This is a genomic window from Maridesulfovibrio ferrireducens (assembly GCF_900101105.1).
In the GTDB taxonomy this organism is placed as follows: domain Bacteria; phylum Desulfobacterota; class Desulfovibrionia; order Desulfovibrionales; family Desulfovibrionaceae; genus Maridesulfovibrio; species Maridesulfovibrio ferrireducens.
The window spans coordinates 374,888-394,674 of the sequence record NZ_FNGA01000003.1; the positions used below are offsets into that span (position 1 = coordinate 374,888).

General features: G+C 43.0%; 19 protein-coding genes. 10 read left to right on the plus strand and 9 right to left on the minus strand.

Annotated elements, in window-relative coordinates; translation table 11 throughout:
* Positions 1 to 32: 32 nt before the first annotated feature.
* From BLT41_RS10980 to BLT41_RS10990, 3 genes are all read right to left on the minus strand, one after another.
* Positions 33 to 545, minus strand: a complete 513-nt coding sequence (locus tag BLT41_RS10980) for an adenine phosphoribosyltransferase (RefSeq protein WP_092161075.1) — start codon at positions 543 to 545, stop codon at positions 33 to 35.
* Between the two features lie 84 nt (positions 546 to 629).
* Positions 630 to 1,064 carry a hypothetical protein gene (locus BLT41_RS10985; protein WP_092161076.1) on the minus strand — a complete coding sequence of 145 codons (435 nt, stop codon included), beginning with the start codon at positions 1,062 to 1,064 and terminating at the stop codon, positions 630 to 632.
* Positions 1,065 to 1,158: 94 nt separating this feature from the next.
* The gene (locus BLT41_RS10990) at positions 1,159 to 2,469 is read right to left on the minus strand and encodes an NCS2 family permease (RefSeq protein WP_092161078.1); all 1,311 of its coding nucleotides are present in this window, start codon (positions 2,467 to 2,469) and stop codon (positions 1,159 to 1,161) included.
* A gap of 167 nt (positions 2,470 to 2,636) precedes the next feature.
* On the opposite strand from BLT41_RS10990, the gene rsmA reads away from it, so the two are divergent.
* The 10 genes from rsmA (at position 2,637) to BLT41_RS11040 (ending at position 14,151) form a co-directional block, all read left to right on the plus strand.
* Entirely contained in the window at positions 2,637 to 3,428 is a 792-nt protein-coding gene (rsmA, locus tag BLT41_RS10995) for a 16S rRNA (adenine(1518)-N(6)/adenine(1519)-N(6))-dimethyltransferase RsmA (RefSeq protein WP_092161080.1), read from the plus strand.
* Positions 3,429 to 3,653: 225 nt separating this feature from the next.
* On the plus strand, positions 3,654 to 3,953 hold the full coding sequence (locus BLT41_RS11000; protein WP_280141310.1) for an HU family DNA-binding protein: 300 nt from the start codon (positions 3,654 to 3,656) through the stop codon (positions 3,951 to 3,953).
* A 15-nt stretch (positions 3,954 to 3,968) separates the two neighbouring features.
* Entirely contained in the window at positions 3,969 to 4,145 is a 177-nt protein-coding gene (locus BLT41_RS17465) for a hypothetical protein (RefSeq protein ID WP_092161085.1), read from the plus strand.
* 159 nt (positions 4,146 to 4,304) lie between these two features.
* Positions 4,305 to 4,505, plus strand: coding sequence for a 30S ribosomal protein S21 (gene rpsU / locus BLT41_RS11010; protein WP_015336888.1), 201 nt, complete (start codon positions 4,305 to 4,307; stop codon positions 4,503 to 4,505).
* 3 nt (positions 4,506 to 4,508) lie between these two features.
* Entirely contained in the window at positions 4,509 to 4,952 is a 444-nt protein-coding gene (locus BLT41_RS11015) for a GatB/YqeY domain-containing protein (protein ID WP_092161087.1), read from the plus strand.
* Positions 4,953 to 5,084: 132 nt separating this feature from the next.
* Complete coding sequence (locus tag BLT41_RS11020; RefSeq protein ID WP_092161089.1) at positions 5,085 to 7,385, plus strand: endonuclease MutS2; 2,301 nt, start codon at positions 5,085 to 5,087, stop codon at positions 7,383 to 7,385.
* Positions 7,386 to 7,455: 70 nt separating this feature from the next.
* Positions 7,456 to 9,186: a DNA primase gene (dnaG, locus tag BLT41_RS11025; RefSeq protein ID WP_092161091.1), complete on the plus strand. Its 1,731-nt coding sequence runs from the start codon at positions 7,456 to 7,458 to the stop codon at positions 9,184 to 9,186.
* Positions 9,173 to 10,930: an RNA polymerase sigma factor RpoD gene (gene rpoD / locus BLT41_RS11030; protein ID WP_092161093.1), complete on the plus strand. Its 1,758-nt coding sequence runs from the start codon at positions 9,173 to 9,175 to the stop codon at positions 10,928 to 10,930. The genes dnaG and rpoD overlap by 14 nt, the downstream gene beginning before the upstream one ends.
* 150 nt (positions 10,931 to 11,080) lie before the next feature.
* Complete coding sequence (gene cbiB / locus BLT41_RS11035) at positions 11,081 to 12,031, plus strand: adenosylcobinamide-phosphate synthase CbiB (RefSeq protein WP_092161095.1); 951 nt, start codon at positions 11,081 to 11,083, stop codon at positions 12,029 to 12,031.
* A 152-nt stretch (positions 12,032 to 12,183) separates the two neighbouring features.
* Positions 12,184 to 14,151, plus strand: coding sequence for an ArnT family glycosyltransferase (locus BLT41_RS11040; protein ID WP_092161635.1), 1,968 nt, complete (start codon positions 12,184 to 12,186; stop codon positions 14,149 to 14,151).
* A gap of 126 nt (positions 14,152 to 14,277) precedes the next feature.
* Here BLT41_RS11040 and proC read toward each other — a convergent pair whose 3' ends face one another.
* From proC to BLT41_RS11070, 6 genes are all read right to left on the minus strand, one after another.
* Complete coding sequence (gene proC / locus BLT41_RS11045) at positions 14,278 to 15,081, minus strand: pyrroline-5-carboxylate reductase (protein ID WP_092161097.1); 804 nt, start codon at positions 15,079 to 15,081, stop codon at positions 14,278 to 14,280.
* Between the two features lies 1 nt (position 15,082).
* Entirely contained in the window at positions 15,083 to 15,502 is a 420-nt protein-coding gene (gene ndk / locus BLT41_RS11050) for a nucleoside-diphosphate kinase (RefSeq protein ID WP_092161098.1), read from the minus strand.
* 91 nt (positions 15,503 to 15,593) lie between these two features.
* On the minus strand, positions 15,594 to 16,388 hold the full coding sequence (locus BLT41_RS11055; protein WP_092161099.1) for an ABC transporter ATP-binding protein: 795 nt from the start codon (positions 16,386 to 16,388) through the stop codon (positions 15,594 to 15,596).
* The gene (locus tag BLT41_RS11060; RefSeq protein WP_170830361.1) at positions 16,388 to 17,293 is read right to left on the minus strand and encodes an ABC transporter permease; all 906 of its coding nucleotides are present in this window, start codon (positions 17,291 to 17,293) and stop codon (positions 16,388 to 16,390) included. Before BLT41_RS11060 ends, BLT41_RS11055 begins: the two co-directional genes overlap by 1 nt.
* A 97-nt stretch (positions 17,294 to 17,390) precedes the next feature.
* The gene (locus tag BLT41_RS11065; RefSeq protein ID WP_092161100.1) at positions 17,391 to 18,341 is read right to left on the minus strand and encodes an ABC transporter substrate-binding protein; all 951 of its coding nucleotides are present in this window, start codon (positions 18,339 to 18,341) and stop codon (positions 17,391 to 17,393) included.
* Between the two features lie 168 nt (positions 18,342 to 18,509).
* Positions 18,510 to 19,775, minus strand: coding sequence for a divergent polysaccharide deacetylase family protein (locus BLT41_RS11070; protein ID WP_092161101.1), 1,266 nt, complete (start codon positions 19,773 to 19,775; stop codon positions 18,510 to 18,512).
* Positions 19,776 to 19,787 lie beyond the last annotated feature (12 nt).

The window sequence follows — 19,787 nt, forward strand, 5'->3', positions numbered from 1 at the left end:
ACTGCAAAAAGGAGATTCTAAAAAAACTGAATTTAAAGCGTAACAAGGTGGCAGTTAGGAACACCGTTTAGTTTGCTTTGTCCGTTCAGAAATCCAAGCTCAGTAAGGAATCCTATTCCAGATACGATACCGCCAGCTTTTTCAACGAGTTTGATCATGCCTTCTGCTGTTCCGCCTGTAGCTAGAACATCATCGATAAGCAGAACATCTTCGCCGGCGCTGACAGCATCAACGTGCATGCTCAGGCTGTCTGACCCATATTCCAGATCATAGCTTACGGAAACAGTATCGTAAGGCAGTTTTCCGGGCTTGCGGATGGGTACAAACCCGATTCCGAGTTTATATGCCAAAGGTGCGCCGAATATAAATCCCCGTGCTTCAGCTGCAGCAATTTTATCAGCTTTGTAGTCACTGAACTTTTCAGCCATCATGTCTATAGTATACTGAAAAGCTGCTGGATCTGCCAACAGGGGGGTGATGTCAAAGTATACGATGCCTTCTTTAGGAAAATTAGGTACATCGCGAATATATTTCCTCAAGTCCATGAAGTTCCTCCATCCTATCAAAATTAATTTTTATAGAATGGAATTAGATGCTTTCATAGGAGTTGTCAAAGCTAGATTGCTTTCTTACGTCAATGAATTTTTGAAACCCTTTGCGTGTAAGGCTGATTCTTCACCTTTTTGTTTTTGAGTTATGGCTTCGGAAAGTTGAGATTGGAGCATAGCCATTTGATTTTCTTTAGCGGATATCTGCTCTTTTTTTTGATCATCAGGGGTATCGCTCTGCTTTAACTCATCAATTTCTTTTTTGAGTTGTTGAATCTTTTTTTGAAGCTCCTTAATCATTTTTTCAATTGGTGATGAATCGTCTTTTTCTTCAGATTTTTGAGCATTCATCTGATCAAGCTTGGATTTTCCTTCTTCAGATATATTGACGGAATCTCCGTCCTTTTCTTCAGCGACCGTGTCTGACGTTTTATCATCCTGCTTTTTATCTACTGGTGAAATAGAGGTAGCCAGTTGTGGTTGATAATTACCAGTAATATTAACATTGAATCCCATTATATACCTTCCTTGTAATTATATGAGATATTGTGGTCGTATGATCGGTAGGAATTAATATTTCTTTAGATAACTTTAGTTTAAAATAAAATAATCAGTGCGGGCAGGTTAGGAAGAATAACACTGATAAAAAGCATAGCATCCAGAGTCCTGCGGATATCTCGCGTATTTTCCCGGTAACAGCTTTCATAAACGGATATGCGATGAACCCGGCGGTCATTCCGGTTCCGAGATTATAGGTGAAACTCATCAAGGCGATAACTAAAAATGCGGGAACAAGTTCCGAAATGTCATCGACTTCAAGGTTTTTGCAAGGGGCTATCATGAGCATACCTACGATAATCAGGCTTGGACCGTATGCACAAGGAGGAATGGTAGTTAGAACAGGCTCTAGGAAAAGTGCGGCTAGAAACAGCAGGGCGGTTGTAACAGCCGTTAAACCGGTCCTTCCGCCAGCCTCTATTCCTGTTGCGGATTCAACGAAAACTCCGGTCGTTGTTGTGCCTAAAAGAGAGGCTAAAACCGTAGTAAGCGCGTCAACTAAAAGTGGTTTTTCGATTTCAGGTAGATCTCCGTTTTTATCAAGAAGTCCAGCGCGATATGATACAGCATAGAGGGTCCCCATTGTGTCCAGAAAATCGAGAATAAAAACTGTCAGAATTACTGAAATAAATCCCCATGTGAAAGAGCCTGTAATATCAAGTTGTAAAAATGTCGGTTCCAGTGAGGGAGGCATGCTGAAATATTCCGTTGGTGGTTTCGCAATTTCTAAATAGAAGGCTCCAATAGTTGTTGCGATAATGCCGATAATTATGGCCCCGCTGATTTTTTTAGCCATGAGCATGGCCATGAGGAAAAAGCATCCTATGGCAAGAAGTGTGGACGGATTTGAGAGGTTTCCCAGATGTATGGGGGCTCCGGGCACGCCTATAGTTACAATTCCGGTGGTATTAAGGCCGATAAAAGTTAGAAAAAGCCCTATGCCTACTACGAACGCGTTTTTTAAATTTTTAGGAATCGCTGAAATCATCCAGGATCTGATGCCTGTAGTTGTGAAAATAACAAAAAGGACGCCGCCGATAAAAATGGCACCGATTGCTGTTTGCCAGCTGTAGCCCATAACTTTTACGACAGTGAAGGCAATGAAGGCATTTTCTCCCATATACGGGGCGACAGCAAAGGGGCGTTTTGCATATAGTCCCATGGCCATTGTTCCGAAAAAAGCACTGATAATCGTTGCAACCATGCTCGGGCCGAAGGGAATACCGGCCGCCTCCAGAATCTTTGGATTGACGACAATTATATAAGCCATCGTGGCAAATGTGGTCATTCCGGCAATTATTTCACGGCTGATTGTTGAACCGTATTCGTTTATTTTAAAATATTTATTGAGATAATTTATCATGCATGATCTCCTGATAAAGATATTTATATTTTGTATAACAGCATAAAAGGTGACAGGACAAGACTGGGCTGAAAGGAGGGCAACCTTAAGCTTGCGAAATGTAGACGCATGAAGGTAAGGTGCTTTTTTTAAGTGATCAGAAGTAATTATTTTTAAATGGAGTTTTTGTGGAAGTCAGACATAAGGCGAAGAAGAGTTTAGGTCAGAATTTTTTACAAGATGATAATATAGCTCGTAAAATTGTGGACAGTCTTAAGATTTCAGAAGGTGATTCTGTTATTGAGATCGGTCCCGGTCGGGGTGCTTTGACCAAGCATATACTGGAAGCCTCTCCTAAAAAGCTGATGCTGATTGAGATGGACAGGTATCTTGCGCCTGCGCTTGCGGAAGAGTATCCGACCGCAGAAGTTGTTCAGGAAGATGCTTTGAAATTTTTATGGGAAGAGCTTGATTCTGGTGAAAATTGGAAAATTATCGGTAACTTGCCATATAATGTCGCGTCAAAAATTATGTGGGATATTGCTTCCAAGAGTCCAGCTGTAAATTGTGTTTTTATGGTGCAGCATGAAGTGGGACTCAGAATCACTGCTAAGCAGGGTTCACGAAAATATGGCGGGATCAGCGCATGGATACAAAGTTTTTGTCAAACTCAGTATCTTTTTCAAGTTCCTCCGACAGTTTTTAAGCCAAAACCGAAAGTGGACTCCGCAGTCATAAAATTTTATTCATTGCCGAATAGTGAAAAACCCAGTGATCCCGAGGGGCTTGCTAACCTCATAAAATTCTGTTTCCAGTATAGGAGGAAACAGTTAGGTAACACACTGAAATCATTCGTTTCTGATTCTTTGTTACAGTGGATGGAGGAAGAGGGTCTTACACTCAAAGATCGGCCCGAAGCCTTGTCTCCTCTGCAGTTTCAAGGGTTGTATAATTGCATTAAAAAAGATTTTCCCTCTTGACTTGTTGGCAAAAATTTTGTTTTAGATTTTCATCAAGGTTCGACAGGATAAAATTTCCTCGGAGTGATTCTGTATTTTGGGGGGGTAGGTTATTTGTAGTGTCCGGACTTGAAAGATTGATTTGAGGCTTAAGGTCTCTATGTATCGTTCGGCTTAGATTAGAACCAAACTCTCGCACTTACGCGAGGTCAATGGCAGACGTCGATGAGTGCGTCGCAATAATTAATTTCCAGTTTTAAGGAGGAAGGACAGATGACTAAGGCTGAACTAGTAGTAAAGATTGCTGAGAAAGCAGGTATGACTAAAGCTGACGCAGAGCGTTGCCTCAACTATTTTCTCGACACAGTTGAAGAAACTCTTGTAAACGAAGGCAAGCTGACCCTTACAGGTTTCGGAACTTTTCAGGTAGATGAAAGAAAAGAGCGCGTTGGTCGCAATCCTCGTACTGGCGATGAAATTAAAATTCCCGCTTGTAAAGTTGTTAAATTCCGTCCCGGCAAGTTGCTCAAAGACGCTGTAAAATAATAAAGGAGATTAATAATGTTGCATGGTGAAACCGTACAAAGTCCTCTTCCTATGGATCTTCCTTGGTGGCAGCCTGATCACTTTATTTTCTTCGGTGTTCTTTACGCTGTTCTCGCTGTTCTCGGTGCAGGCCTTGCGTACTGTGCATTGAAAGCTTGGATGGATTCAAAAGATCAAGCAGCTAATCACTAGTCCTTTCAGATTTTGTGTTTTATGTTCAGCATCTTCTTTTAGGTGCTGAACATTTTTTATTGCAGTATTGCTTGACTTTACTGCTCTTATGGATGTACAAGATTCCTCTTCCGCATTTGTTTTTTCAGGTGCGAGATTTATTTACGGGGGGTGATTTGATTGCCCGGTGTATACCTTGAAGATTCTGATAATTTCGAAATAGCTCTTCGCCGTTTTAAAAAACAGGTTGAAAAAGCTGGAGTTCTTTCTGAACTCAAAAAACGTCAGCACTATGAGAAACCTAGCGTACAGCGTAAGAAGAAAAAAGCTGCCGCACGCAAAAGGTTGATTAAAAAAATGCGCAAAATGTCAATGGGTTAATATATGAGTCTTATTGAGCAGATTGATAAAGACTATATCGCGGCTTATAAAGCCAAAGACGATGTAAAAAAGGCTGTTTTGAGACATCTCAAGACAGCTATAAAAAATCGCATGGTCGACGGCGGTGGCGAAGTCACCGACGAAGATGTGCTTGATCTTGTTGCAAAGCAGATTAAGCAGCGTAAGGACGCCATTGAGCAGTACGAAAGTGCTGGACGTCCTGAACTTGCCGAGAAAGAGGCTGTAGAAATTGTTGCCCTTTCAGGTTACATGCCACCCGAGCTTTCTTCCGAGGAACTCGAGGCCGCTGTAGAAAAGGCAATTGCCGAACTCGGAGCATCTTCTATCAAGGATATGGGTAAAGTGATGCAAGCCATCACGGCTGCTCATAAGGGACAGTTTGACGGAAAAGTTCTTAGCGGACTTGTTCGTTCACGTCTTTCCTGATCCAGATCAGCGTTAGCTAGTATTTAACGGCAGGCCCCGGATTCATTCCGGGGCTGTTCTGCCGTTTTTTCTGTATTGGTCCCTGAGATTTCAGGATTATGTTGATCACCTTTCAACCCCACTGGAATCCTAATGGAGCCGAGATCTCTTCAATTACTTGAGTTTCCTAAGGTTCTCAAAGTACTCTCAAATTTTGCTGTGTCTTCTTCCGGAGCACAGGCATGTCTTGACCTTTCTCCAATGCGGGAAGCAGATACTATCAATTCCGTGTCCCGTTTTTTTAGACAAGGACATAATTTTTCTAAGGAAACCGGATTCAGACTCAGCATATTTCCTCCGCTTGAGGGACTTTTTGAGTTTCTGATTAAGCCTTCGAATATTCTCGATACTGATGCTCTTTTTGCTCTTGTGCAGACTCTCGGGCAGGCCCGTTTGCTTAAAGAAGCTCTTTCTATTGCTGAAAAAAGAGAATGGGATTGTATTGTTGAATTTTTAGAGGGTATAATCTGGCCTGAAAAAACTTTTTCCGGTTTGAAACGCTGTATTGATCCTGATGGACATATCCGTGATGAAAGTTCTCCTGAACTTTATGATGTCAGGCAGTCACTCAGAGGTCTTCACCAGCGCTGTTCAAAAAAAGTTCGAGATTACATTCACGGTGAGGACATCAGTCGTTTCATGCAGGACGATTTCATGACTATCTCATCTGATCGTTATGTTCTGCCGCTCAAATCAAATTTCAAAGGCCGGTTGCAGGGAATTATTCACAGTTATTCAAATACTGGTGAAACCTGTTATTTCGAGCCGCTGTTTCTGGTGGAACTTAACAACACCATGCAGGAGCTTAAGCAGAAGGAAAGACTGGAAGAGCTTAAGGTTTTGACTTATCTCACAGGGCTTGTCCGCGCTGAACATGTAGAATGTGAAGCGGCATACGGTTTTCTTGTCGATTACGATGTGCTTCAAGCAAAAATCAGTTTTGCTGAGTCTCTCGGCGCTGTTGCTGTTGATGTTGAAGCCGGTGCCGGATTTAATTTTAAGGGAGCTCGCCATCCTCTGCTGGTTGCAGCTGATATGGGTGTGCATCCTTTAAATATTGAACTTCCCTCTGAGCAGCGTGTGCTTATTCTCAGTGGTGGTAATGCAGGTGGTAAAACAGTCTGTCTTAAAACCGTGGGACTTCTTGCAGTCATGGCGTTCAGCGGAATTCCTGTCACTGTTGATAAGGGTTCAATACTTCCGCTTTTTAAAAATATTTTTGTTAGTATTGGTGATGAACAGTCTCTTGAGGAAAATGTAAGTACATTTTCGGCGCAAATTCAGTCTATCAGTAGAATTTGGGACTCAATGGATTCATCGACACTTTTTATTCTTGATGAGTTTGGGTCCGGTACAGACCCTGCTCAGGGTGCTGCTCTTGCTCAGGCTGTTATTGACGGTTTGCTCGAGAATAAAGTTACTTGTTTCGCTGCAACTCATTTTCCTGCGCTTAAAACTTATGCCCTTGTAACCGAGGGAGTAAGAGCCGCGAGTGTTCTTTTTGATCCGGGCACTAAAAAACCTTTGTTCAGAATTGCGTATGATCAGGTCGGTGCATCCATTGCACTTGATGTTGCGCGTGAGCATGGTTTCCCTGAGTGTTTGATTACTAAGGCGGAACAATATCTGCTTATGGAAGGTTCAGAGACCGGTTCGGTTATGTCTCGCTTAAATGAACTTGCTGTCAGCCGTGAGTTGGAACTCGAGGAACTGGACAGGGAACGTGAAAAACTTCGTATTAAGCGTGCAAAGCTTGAAGAAAGGTTCGAAAAAGAACGTGTTGCCGTTTTAAACGATGTTAAAGCTCAAGCTCAGGCTGTTTTAAAAGAGTGGCAGGACGGGAAAATAGGACGCAAAGTAGCTCTGAAAAAACTCGCTGATGCCCGCGGAAAAATCGGCGGTGACAGCAAGCCTAAAGTCGAAGCTAAGGCTTTTTCATATGATGATATCGAAGTTGGTACAGATATTTTAAATATCAATTGGGACCGCAAGGGTATTGTTCTTGAAAAAGATGACCGAAAGAAAAGGGTGAAGGTTGATATGGACGGTGTCGCAATGTGGATGCCTGCTGATCAACTCGGACCTGTAAAAAAAGACGGGCAGACATTCCGTCCTCAGATATCTCCGGTTGAAGCTTCTTCGCATGGAGATATGGCTCTTAAGGTTGACCTACGTGGAAAACGTGCTGATATAGCAATAAGCGAACTTGGTAAATTTTTTGATCAGGCGTTACTGCGCGGAGCAACAACTATTGAAGTTGTTCACGGGCGTGGAACAGGGGCTTTAAGACGCGAAGTTCATATTTTTCTGGATAATAATCCGACGGTTGCAAGTTATGCTCTCGCTCCTGAGGATCAGGGCGGGGACGGTATGACTTTGGTCGAATTGGTTTAGTGCAAAACCTTTCCTGCCATGCTATGCAAATTTTGGAAAAGTTTTTTTTATTGGCAAGCGGAGGCTTTTTTTGGACAGAAGAGCAATTGAAGCTATCAAGGAACGCCTAGACATAGTTGATATTATTAGACGGTATGTAGAGCTGAAACCTGTTTCCGGTAGATGGATGGGATTGTGCCCGTTCCATCAAGAAAAATCTCCTTCTATGAGTGTTAATAGTGAAGAAGGTTTTTTTTATTGTTTCGGATGTCAGGCTTCGGGCGATATTTTTGATTTTTATGCCAATATCAACGGGCTTGAATTTAAGGATGCTCTGGAGCAGTTAGCTGCTGAAGCCGGAGTGGAACTTACCCCTGGAAAAGTAGACCCCGGAGCAGCTCAAAGGAGCTCTGAAAAGAAAACATTTCTCGAGATGCATGAGAAAGCCGCAGAATATTATTCCCGGCTTCTTAAACTTCCCGAAGGACGTACTGCAAGGGACTACCTCAAAAAAAGAGGAGTTGAGTCCGCTACTATCGAAAGTTTCGGTCTTGGTTGCAGTTCCGAAGATTGGCAGGGGCTTGAGAAATTCCTGGTTTCAAATGGTTATTCCGCCGAGCAGGGAGTGCGGGCAGGCTTGCTTTCCCAAAATGCTAAGGGCCGTACCTATGATAGATTTCGCGGGAGATTAATATTTCCTATTAAAAATTTATCGGGCCGGGTTATTGCTTTTGGCGGAAGAATAATTATTGATGGAGAACCAAAGTATTTAAACAGCAGTGATACTCCCATTTATAAAAAGGGAGAGCACCTGTATGGACTTTCTCAGGCAAGGACATCAATAGCCCGGATTAAGCAGGCTCTTCTGACTGAAGGGTATATGGATGTTATTTCCCTGCATCAATTTGGTTATGCAAATTCTTGCGGAGTACTGGGAACAGCTTTAACTCCTGAACAAGTCAAAAGACTTTCAGGGTTTTGTTCAAAAGTGAATTTAGTTTTTGATGGAGACAGCGCCGGGTTTAAAGCAGCTCTTCGCAGTGCAGAAATGATTTTAACACAGGGTGTTTCCTGTGGAGTTATAGTACTTCCCGACGGGGAGGACGTAGATAGTCTCCTTCAGACTCGCGGGGCTGAAGGTTTTCAGGTTTTTCTGGATGAAGCTAGAGAAGGGTTGGACTTTTGTCTTGCTACTCTCAAAGCGGGGTATTCTCCCCGTGAAATTATGGACTGGGCACAGGGTTTTCTTAAGAACATGTCCAGTGCTTCACTTAAAGCTTTTTATATTCCTAAGGTCGCAACCGGCCTCGGGGTAGCTGAAGCAGAATTAAGATCAGCTTTTTCCGGTGTTTTGGGTAAATCTTCGACTCCTGTCGTCCGAAAAAGAGAGCCACGTGCTGCTGTTTCGGTCGGAGGACAGGAAAAAGATGATAAATATTTCTTGAGGTATGCCGTACAGCATCCTGAACATGTCGTGGAACTCTCTGAAAGGGGAGTTGCGCAAGTCCTGACCTCGCACTGGGGCAAAAAACTGTGGTCAATACTGACGGCTCACAGCGGGCAGGACATAATTCCGCTTCTAGATGACTCAGAAAAAAAATTCTGGGCATGCTGTAGAATGGAAGAACCATTCGTCGGCGAAGATCTAGAAGAAGAATGGCGACATGTTTGTAAGGTTATTGCCAGGCGGCGGTATGAATTGGGCAGAAAACAGCTCACAGACGCTTTGCGCCGCGCTCAGGCGGAAGGCGACTCAGACCGTGTTAATGCATACCTCAAAGTTCTGAACGACTCTGTATGGAGGGATGATGAGCAACATTAAAGATATTCAGGCGATTAAGGTTCTAATTTCAGAAGGTAAGAAACAAGGTTTTCTTACTTTTGAACAGCTTAGCAAGGCTTTGCCTGCCGAGTTTAACCAAACTAAGCAGCTTGAAGATGTAATTAAGATTTTTGATCAACTCAATATTGCCATTGTTAATACTGAAGAAGACGGTAAAAAATTAACGGATGACGATGTCGAGACTGAGAGTGAGATTAATCTTACTGAAAGTGCTGAAGATGCAATTGATTACGTTTCCCGCAGTACTGACCCTGTCCGTATGTATTTACGTGAGATGGGCGCTGTTGGTTTGCTTGATCGTGAAGGCGAAGTTGTTATCGCCAAAAAGATTGAAAACGGCGAAATGGAAGTTCTTTATGCTCTGGTTGAAATTCCAGTTGCAATTGAAGAACTTATCAGTGTCGGTGAACATCTCGATGAATCCCGTATCAAGCTGAAAGATGTTGTAAAAACCATCGAGGAAGATGATCCTAGCGAAGACGAGATGAATCAGCGTCAGCGCGTTATTTTCCTGCTTGATGAAGTTAAAAAGATTTATAAGAAAAAGAAAAAAATATACGAAAAACTTGATTATTGCGCACAGCTCGATCGCAGGGTTTTCGGCGTGCAAAATGAAATCATGATTTATAAGCAGGAAGTTGTCGACCGCCTGCGTGACATTAAAATCGAAAAGACTTTGATCGATCAGATTATTGAGACTGTCGGTGACTATGTCAGACAGATGCATAACTGTCAGCGCGACCTTTCAGCATATATCCTTTCTACTGGTAAAACTCAGCAGGAAGTCAAAGATCTTTTCAAAAAGATTGATGACAGAGAAATCAATCCTGTTGCTGCTGCCGATGAATTGAATCTGACCGTGGATGAATTGTTTTCCTTTAAGGAAATGATTTTAGGTAAGATGGAAATTCTGGTTCGTCTGCAAGATAAATGTTGTCATAATGTTTATGATCTTGAAGAAGTTCTCTGGCGTATCAAGCACGGTAACAGATCTGCAATGCAGGCTAAGCAGGAGCTCATCAGAGCTAACCTTAGACTGGTTGTTTCTATTGCCAAGAAATACACCAACCGCGGTTTGCAGTTCCTTGATCTTATTCAGGAAGGTAACATCGGTCTGATGAAGGCCGTTGATAAGTTTGAATATCAGCGCGGATACAAGTTCTCAACATATGCAACATGGTGGATCAGACAGGCTATTACCCGCGCTATTGCGGATCAGGCCCGTACTATCCGTATTCCTGTTCATATGATTGAAACTATTAATAAGCTGATCAGAACTTCCCGCTATCTCGTTCAGGAACTCGGACGTGACCCTGCGCCAGAAGAAATTGCTGAACGTATGGATTATCCGCTCGAAAAAGTTAAAAAAGTTCTTAAGATCGCCAAAGAGCCAATATCTCTTGAAACACCTATCGGTGATGAAGAAGATTCCAGTCTCGGTGATTTTATTGAAGATAAAAAAGCAACTGCTCCCGCTGAAGAAGTCGTTAGTACTAAACTCGGTGAGCAGATAGCAACGGTTCTTTCTGATCTTACTCCCCGCGAAGAGCAGGTTCTTCGCAAAAGATTCGGTATCGGAGAAAAATCTGACCACACTCTTGAAGAGGTCGGTAAGCTTTTCAACGTTACTCGTGAGCGTATTCGTCAGATTGAAGCCAAGGCTCTTAGAAAGCTTAGGCATCCTGTCCGCAGTGCACTTCTTCGTTCATATTACGAAAATTAGTCTTTTAGGCGGCACGGAATCACTTCCGTGCCGCCTTTTTTGTATGATATAGAAATAGCAACGCTTCTCCTTAAACGTGATAGGCGCGGTGTTTTTCTATATTTAAAAATTGATCACCCTTAACTAACACAAATGTGAGGATGAAATTTAATGGATAATTCTACTGTAGTATTCCTGATACCTGTTTTCGCCATGATTTTAGATTACTATCTCGGAGATCCAAGCTGGTTTCCACATCCCGTACGCTATCTGGGTATGGCTCTTGACTGGTATGACAAATGGGTCAGATCGCTTACACTCTCTCCTAAAATTATGGGAGGAGTCGGAGTTGTCGGATTCTGCTTAGTAATATTCAGCGTGTTAAAAATCTTTCTCGCAATTCCGTTTATAGGTGTGATTATTGCCCTTTATCTTGCGTATGCAGGACTTGCTCTTGGTGGACTTCTTTCTGAATGCCGCAAAGGGGCAACTCTTCTTGATCAGGGAAATATTGAAGCAGCGCGGAAAGCTATTTCCCAGCTTGTCAGCCGTGATGTTTCTAATCTTGATGAGGCTGGCCTTCGCAAGGCTCTCGCTGAAACAACCAGTGAAAACCTGAATGACGGTTTCGTTGCTCCGTTTTTCTATCTGGTAGTGACCGGTCCTGCCGGAATGTGGGTGTATAAGACTGTGAGCACTATGGATTCAATGTGGGGATATAAAAATGAGCAGTATAAAGAATTCGGATATTACGCAGCAAAAGCTGATGATGTTCTGGCTTTTATTCCTGCTCGTATTACCGCATTTATGATGCTTGCCGCAGGGCGTTTTCTTAAGCTTGACTGGGAACGCACCTATGAAAATCTGATTGAAGATGCAGGCAAAAGTGAAAGTCCTAATGCTGGTTGGCCTATGGCCGCTGCCGCATGGCTTCTCGGCGCTCAGATGGGCGGCAAGGCTGTTTATTTCGGTGAAGAAAAAGAAAAGCCTGTTATGGGGCCTGTCGGTGAATGGACTTCTCTGAAACTTAAAAAACTTGGAACACTCATGCTCTTTAGCGGAATCCTGAGTGCTATTCTTTTAAATACGTATTTCCTCCTAGTCTGGCTTTCAGAAATGTAGGAATTTAATTCAGCCCGTTTTGTAAAAGGAGGTCGTTTACGGCCTCCTTTTTTTTGGTAAACAGCTTTAAACGTTACCTTAAAAAAAACTGTTCAAAAACGGGCAATAACGGTACTTCCTCAGTAGAAAAAAATATTTACGGAGCGTTTTTTATGTCTGAGAATTCAAGCCGGAACAGAGTTATCGTTATTCTGCTTTCATTGTCGATTCTATTGTTTGTGTCTGCTGTCTGGTTTGCTGTGGATAGTTCGTTGGCAAAGACGGAGAATTCCTATCTGACAGCCCATTCAAAGGGCAAATGGATCAGACTTGATGTTCCGTTTCGATTGAATGCGCGGAATAATGGTTCGGAAATGACGCTGTTTCGAACTTCATTTGATTTATCAGAAAGTAAAAGTGCAAAGCTTCATTTTAAAGCTTTTCGCAGTGCCGGCGTTTGGCTTGATGGTAATCCGTTGCTTAAATCTGATGGTGATTTAAGTAACTGGCGTGAAGAAGTCTCTTTAGATCTGCCTCAACTCAGTTCAGGAACCCATCAATTAAAAATTGCAGTTGTTAATGAGAATGCCCATCCGGCACTTTTGGCATGGTCTGACGAATTAGGCCTTTCAACAGGAGAAGGGTGGGAAGCAAGTAGGGATAATTATGTCTGGAATCCTGTTTTAGATGCCGGAAAATCCGGGTCGGTTTTTATCAGTAATAAATTTAAAAGGAGTGATAAAGCTCTTCTGCAATCACTTCCTTACATGCTCATCCTGTTTATCTTCACAGCAGTTTTGGTGTGGATGCGCGATCATAAAAAACTTTCACCTCAGCTGAATCAAGCGAGCATAAGTCCTGAATTGTTCAGATTTGTTCTGATCTTTTTGTGGGTAGTGATGGCATTGAATAATTTTCATAAATTGCCGCTTAAGCTAGGCATGGATTCAACTGGTCACTACACCTACATTCAATACATTGCAGATAATCTAAGATTACCCAGCCCGGTAGAAGGTTGGCAGATGTTCCAGCCTCCTCTTTATTATATAATTTCAGCCGCTGCATATAAGGTTTTGTCCGCGCTTATGGGGATTGAATCCGCGTTGTACTGGCTCCGGCTTATTCCGTTGGCTTGCGGCGCGGCAATGATCGAAATCTGCTATAGAAGTGCAAAGCTGGTTTTTGGCAAAAATAAAACTTTGCAGATCATCGCGACATTGCTCGGCGGTTTTATGCCTATGAATTTTGTGATGTCGCAATTCTGGTCAAACGAGCCTCTGGCCGCAGTCTTTTCGGGGCTTACAATCCTGATGGTCTTGACCCTAATTATTAAGCAGGAAAGTCGAAACTTAAAATCTTACGCATATCTAGGCCTTTTCATGGGATTGGCTATTCTCAGTAAAGCTACAGCCTGTCTGCTCATACCGCTTAGTGTCTTTTTTGTACTGTTCGCGATATTGTCATCCAGAAAAGATTCAAGTGTCAGCCCGTTAGTTACGTTTGCCGGTATAGGGCTGTCTGCTGTGATTACAGCCGTTGTCGGAGGCTGGTACTACTTTTACAACTGGTATGCGTATGGCAAGCCCTTTATAGGCGGCTGGGACGCTATGCGGGAGATTGTATGGTGGCAGGATCACGGCTATCGTATTTGGGAGCACTTTGTGACTTTCGGTAGTTCGCTCTTACGTCCCGTTTATTCGACTACCAACGGTATATGGGACGGTCTTTATGCAACGTTATGGCTTGATGGAAATTTAAGCGGGGTTAGTAAGTTTGCCAGTAGACCGCCGTGGAATGATGATTTGATGGTGGCATCTGCGCTCTTGGCTTTAATTCCATCGATATGGATTCTAATCGGAATCGCCAGAACATTCTTTACACCCGTAAAATCTGTTTTGAATGGCAGAATGTTTCTTGTGGGATGTCTGGTCGTATATTTCACAGCAGTGACTTACCTTTACTTGAATCTTCCAATCTACAGCACAGCCAAGGCCAGCTATACACTTGGACTTTTGCCATGCTTCGGAATTCTGGCAACAGTGGGCGCAGAGCCGTTTTTGAAAAATAAAATTATGAAAGCGGTAACGTGCGGATTTTTGGCAGTGTGGGCAAGTACTGTCTATATAACATACTTTGTTTAAAAGATTATTTTATTTCTTACATATAAAAAAACTCCCCGTTTACCCAACTAAAAGTTTTGGGGAAAGGGGGAGTCCAAAGGGGGAAAACACTTTTTTCAAAAAGGGTTTTCCCCCTTTGGTCTTAAACTATTTTTTGCCGAGTTCTATGCTGCGTTCATAGCTTTTGCGGACTGCGTCTATGATATTAGCGCGGGTGGCGGTGCGATCCAAGTGAACCAATGCTTGAACGGTTGTTCCTCCGGGGGAGGTTACCATTTCGCGCAACTGGCTGACGTGTTGCTTGCTTTCCTGCGCAAGTTTCGTAGAGCCTTCAAAGAGTTTCCCCACCATTGCGGTAGCCTGTTCTCTGGGAAGTCCGAGTTCTACGGCGGATTCGATCATCGCTTCCATAAAATAGAAGATATAAGCGGGGCCGGAACCTATGACGCCTGTGAAAGAATCAAACTGGTTTTCGGTAAGTACGTATACATCGCCGAGCGGTTTGAACATTTCACGCGCAAAAGAAGCCTGGTCCTTGTTGATGTGTGAATCATCAAGACACACAGCGAATACTCCGGCATTAACCAGAGCAGGTGTGTTAGGCATAACCCTAACAACAGGGCACCTGTTTTCGCTGGAATCTTTAAGTGTGGTCACTGTCAGTCCTGCTGCTATTGAAACAATGCATTTGGACTCATCAAGTTCGGGCGCAATTTCTTCGAGAACTGCGACAGCGTGCTGCGGTTTGACGCACAGCACAATAAAGTCGGATTCTTTGGCAAGGTCGCGGGCAGTATCGGTCTGAATCAGACCGGTTTCTTCCGCAAGAAGGCCAAGCGCCGTTTTATTCAAATCAAAGCCAAGTAGATTGATATTTTTATCTCCCGCCATGCCTTTGATGATGGCGGCCCCCATATTGCCAGTGCCTATGAATCCGACTTTTTTAGTCATGCTAGTTCACCAACTCGAGGCTGCTGAAGAAGTAGGAAACTTCAACTTTAGCAGTGTCAGGTCCGTCAGATCCGTGTGATGCGTTAGCTTCAATGCTTGCACCGAAAGCTTTACGGATTGTTCCTTCTGCTGCTTCAGCAGGATTGGTTGCGCCCATGAGGTCACGGTAACGCTTGATAGCATTGTCACCTTCAAGAACGGAAACAACACAAGGACCGGAAATCATGTATTCTACGAGTTCACCGAAGAAAGGACGCTCTTTGTGAACAGCGTAGAATCCTTCAGCCTGAACTTTAGTCATCTGGATCATTTTGGTAGCTTTGATGGTAAGACCGCTATCAGAGATCATTTTCAAGATGTCACCGATTTTGTTGTTCGCAACTGCATCTGGTTTGATGATAGAAAAAGTAAGTTCGCCCATTGTAAAATCCTCCAAAGTGTATTGTTTTCTGCGGTTTTTCGCATAATTCAGGGCTGTAGCCCTGTCCGGAAAGGAAGCATGATTGACTGCTTTAAGAAAAAAGCATCCTGTCAGTTGCCATACTCTCGCCACGAAGGGAGTAAAACCTTTCAAGAAGGTCCTCAACTTTTAATCCCGTCTTTTCCTGTCCGGAAATATCTAAAATAATCGCTCCCTGATGGAACATTATTAATCTGTTACCCATGTTAATGGCCTGATTCATATTATGAGTCACCATTAATGTTGTCAGGTTGTCTCTGCTGACAACGGTTTCTGTTATTTCAAGAATTTTTTTACCGGTCTTGGGGTCAAGAGCTGCCGTATGTTCATCTAAAAGAAGTATGTCAGGTCTTGTCATTGTTGCCATTATCATGGTCAGGGCTTGTCTTTGCCCGCCGGAAAGCAGTCCGACTTGATCTGTGAGGCGGTCTTCGAGGCCTAGCCCCAGTGTAGAAAGTTGTTCTCTAAAAAGAATTTTATCTTTCGTACGTACTCCGAATCCAAGTCCGCGTCTTTTGCCTCTTTTGAGCGCAAGAGCCATGTTCTGCTCAATGGTCAGAGAGGTGCAGGTTCCGAGTAGTGGATCTTGGAAAACTCTTCCCAGATTTGCCGCGCGTTTATGTTCAGGCCACGAGGTTACGTCTTGATTATTAATAAGAATTTTGCCGCTGGAAAGGATAAATGATCCGGCAATAGAGTTCAGGAAAGTAGACTTGCCTGCTCCGTTTGAGCCGATAATGGTTATGAAATCGCCTTTATCAACTTTAAGATCAATTTCGCGTAATGCCTGAACTTCATTTACACTGTTAGGATTGAAAGTTTTGACGGCTTTTTGAATGGTAAGCATTATGCGCGAAGCCTCCTTCCGAGAACATTAGCTTTGATCTGCGGAGAGACTAGTGCTGCGATAACCAGAACCGCTGTGACTAGATTGAGGTCACTGGGGGTGAATGCAAAATCACCGAACCTCATGCCTAGAGCCAGAGCAATTGCTATCCTGTAAAGTACAGAGCCGAGCACTGCGGAAATCATGGCGCAGGTGATTGTTTTTGTGCCGAAAATTGTTTCGCCGATGATAACAGAAGCCAGTCCGGCGATAATCGTACCGATTCCCATATTAACGTCGGCAGAACCTTGATTCTGTGCCACCAGTGCGCCGGACAGGGCGACCATCCCGTTTGATAAACCAACTCCGAATATTATCATCATGTCGCGGTTTACACCTAGACTGGTGATCATTTTTGGGTTGTCTCCGGTTGCCAGCATAGCAAGCCCGAAAGATGTCTTGAGGAACCAGATAAAAGCGATAAGTCCGGTAATGGATATAATCGCGAAAAGTATCGGGGTGGAAATATACGGGGCAAGTCCGGTCATTTCCATAAATTTGTCAATTAAAGTGTCTTGTCCGAGTAATGTTATATTCGGTCTGCCCATGATACGGATATTTATAGAATATAATGAGATCATGGTCAGAATAGACGCGAGCAAATGCAATATCTTGAATTTGGTATTAAGTATTCCCGTGACAGCGCCGGCAATAAAGCCTGCACAGACAGCCATGCCCATGGCTAAAAAAGGATGATATCCGTTTGTTATTGCAACGGCTGAAACCGCAGCACCAAGTGGCAGACTGCCGTCAACAGTCAGGTCGGGAAAGTCTAAAACTCTGAATGTAAGGTATACTCCAAGAACCATCAGCCCGAAGGCAAATCCTTGTTCAAGAGCACCCATGAAAGCATATAAGCTGATCATTTTTTAAATAGGGGTAATAGCGTTTTGTTTTATAAAAAATAAAGGCGCGGTTTCTACCGCGCCTTTAACTCGATTGCGTGAATTTGGCAAATAGCAATTATTTGACGATTTCGTCTGCTCTGTCCAAAACCTGTTTTGGAATTGCGATTCCCATTTGAGATGCAGCGGCAGGATTGATGAACAATTGAAGGTTCTGCAATGATTCGACAGGCGTATTTGCAGGCTTAGCGTTTTTAGACAGGATGCGAACCGCCATGTCTGCTGTTTGAAGTCCCATGCGATAATAATCTAAAGCCAAAGCAGCCACTGTGCCGCGTTTTACAGAATCAGTGTCAGCTGAGAATATAGGCAGTTTGTTTTGTCTGCATACTTTTATAGCGGCTTCGAGTCCTGAAACAACGGTGTTGTCGAGGGGAATGTATATGGCGTCACATTTACCGACAAGAGATTTTGCGGCCTGATATACTCCGCTGGAGTTGGCTATCGAAGCTTCTTCCACTTTGATGTCAAAGCTTTTGCATACTTCTTTAAGAACTTTAATCAGTACGACTGAGTTGGATTCTCCTGCATTATAGATCGTTCCGATGGTTTTGACCTCTGGCAGAAATTCTTTAATAAGCTCAACTTGGCGCAGTATGGGGCTCATATCCGTCATGCCGGTAATATTCTTACCGGGGATCATCAGGCTTTTAACAAGTCCTGCCGCAACAGGGTCGGTAACGCCGGTGAAAAGGATAGGGGTTTCTTTAATTTTCTGAGCAACTGCTTGCGCGGAAGGAGTTGTGATGGCTAAGATGAGATCGGGATTTTCACCTTTAATCTGGTTAGCGATTTGAACATTATTAGCCTGATTTCCTTGCGCTATATGAACATTATACTGAACATTAATTCCAGCTTCTTTCATGCGGTCTTTAAATCCTTCGCGCATGGAGTCAAGGGAAGGGTGCTCAACTATCTGGGTTATGGATACTGTGTAGCTCTGGGCTGAATGGATGACTGGTACCGCAATCATGAAAATTAAAACCATAAAAAGTAGGATTTTTTTCATCCGTCATATACCTTTGTGTTGAAAATATTAATATAACTATCGGACCTTAAAAAAACTATTCCAGTTTAGTCACTGCATGAATTTAATGGACTAAAAAAAACATAAATTAAAGGACAAATCTACTTATTTGTTGTTTATGTTTATGAAAAAGCCTGACAATCAGATTTTTTAGCTCTTTGGAACCAGATCCTTAACGGGGACTACTTTTATTTTGCCGTTTATTTCTACTGACCATTGCTTAATTGCTTCAAGTGTTTCGCGGTTCGGGTGACCAATTGCAATGGATTGACCCGTTTTGCGTGCAATTTTAGCCGCTTTGGCTAATTGAAACTTAATTGCGGCTACATCTTTTACATTATCAAGAAAGATATTTCTTTCGTACAGAGTTACCTTAGCTTTTTTAGCTGCTTTGCGTGCCGTGCTCTTTGCTGTTGTGCGGCTGTCCAGAAAGAATATCTTTTTTTGGTGTAGAGGAATCATTACTTCCGACATTCCTGCAAGATTCTCAGTGAATCTTGACCCCATATGATTATTCAATCCTGTCGCATAAGGTACTTTATTCATTGCAGTGACGACGCGCTGCTGAATTGTTTTTGAATCCATACCAACGAGCAGTGAGTCTGCTCCCGGGTTTACTTTCGGGTATCCTTTGGGTTGCATCGGGAGATGGATCATTATCTCATTTCCGCTATTCTTCGCTATTTTGGCCACTTTATTTACGTGAGAACTATTGGGCCAAATAGAAAAAGTTACTTTAATATCGAGAGCGGCCAGTCCACGCGCGAAGTTTACGTCTTCTCCCATGTCGTCAATAACAATGGCCATTTTAGGAGCGTTGGGATCAATTACGACAGCAACAGGTTTTTCTTGTTGAATCGCAGTGTCTATGAAGAACTTATGGGTCGGAACTTCGTTGATACTGAGCAGCCAGCATCCTTCGGATACTTTGTGAATATTGGCCGCCAGTCCTGCTGCGCTAAGCCTTTTTTTTATGTTTTCAACGAAATTCAGCTTGTTTCCGTTAAGAGGAAATCTAAGTTGCTGAAAATGAAAATAGCGGCCCTGATGTTTTTTCAGGGTTACATCTTCCAATTTCAGGTCAGACATTGAGACGTCAGCTGATTTAAGAGTATTAATAAGGGATAAATCAGCAATCTTGACTAAATCTTCGAGGTCATCTTTTTCAATTTCCTCGTAGGGATTTGTAGAATTTGCCGATGTGAATCCTTGCTGTTCGTGAGGGATAGATTGCTTATGATCTGCAACTGTATCAGAACCGCTGTAGACCATTAAAGCAATGATCAGGCATATGAACGTGGCTGTTGCAATCGTGGCGATTGCAATTCCAAGTGGTTTTGAAAGATAAGCCCGAATCCCCGGATTTTCTACCGGGGTTTCGGGCTTATCATTTTGGTCCGTAGTATTATTTACCACTTCAATTAACTC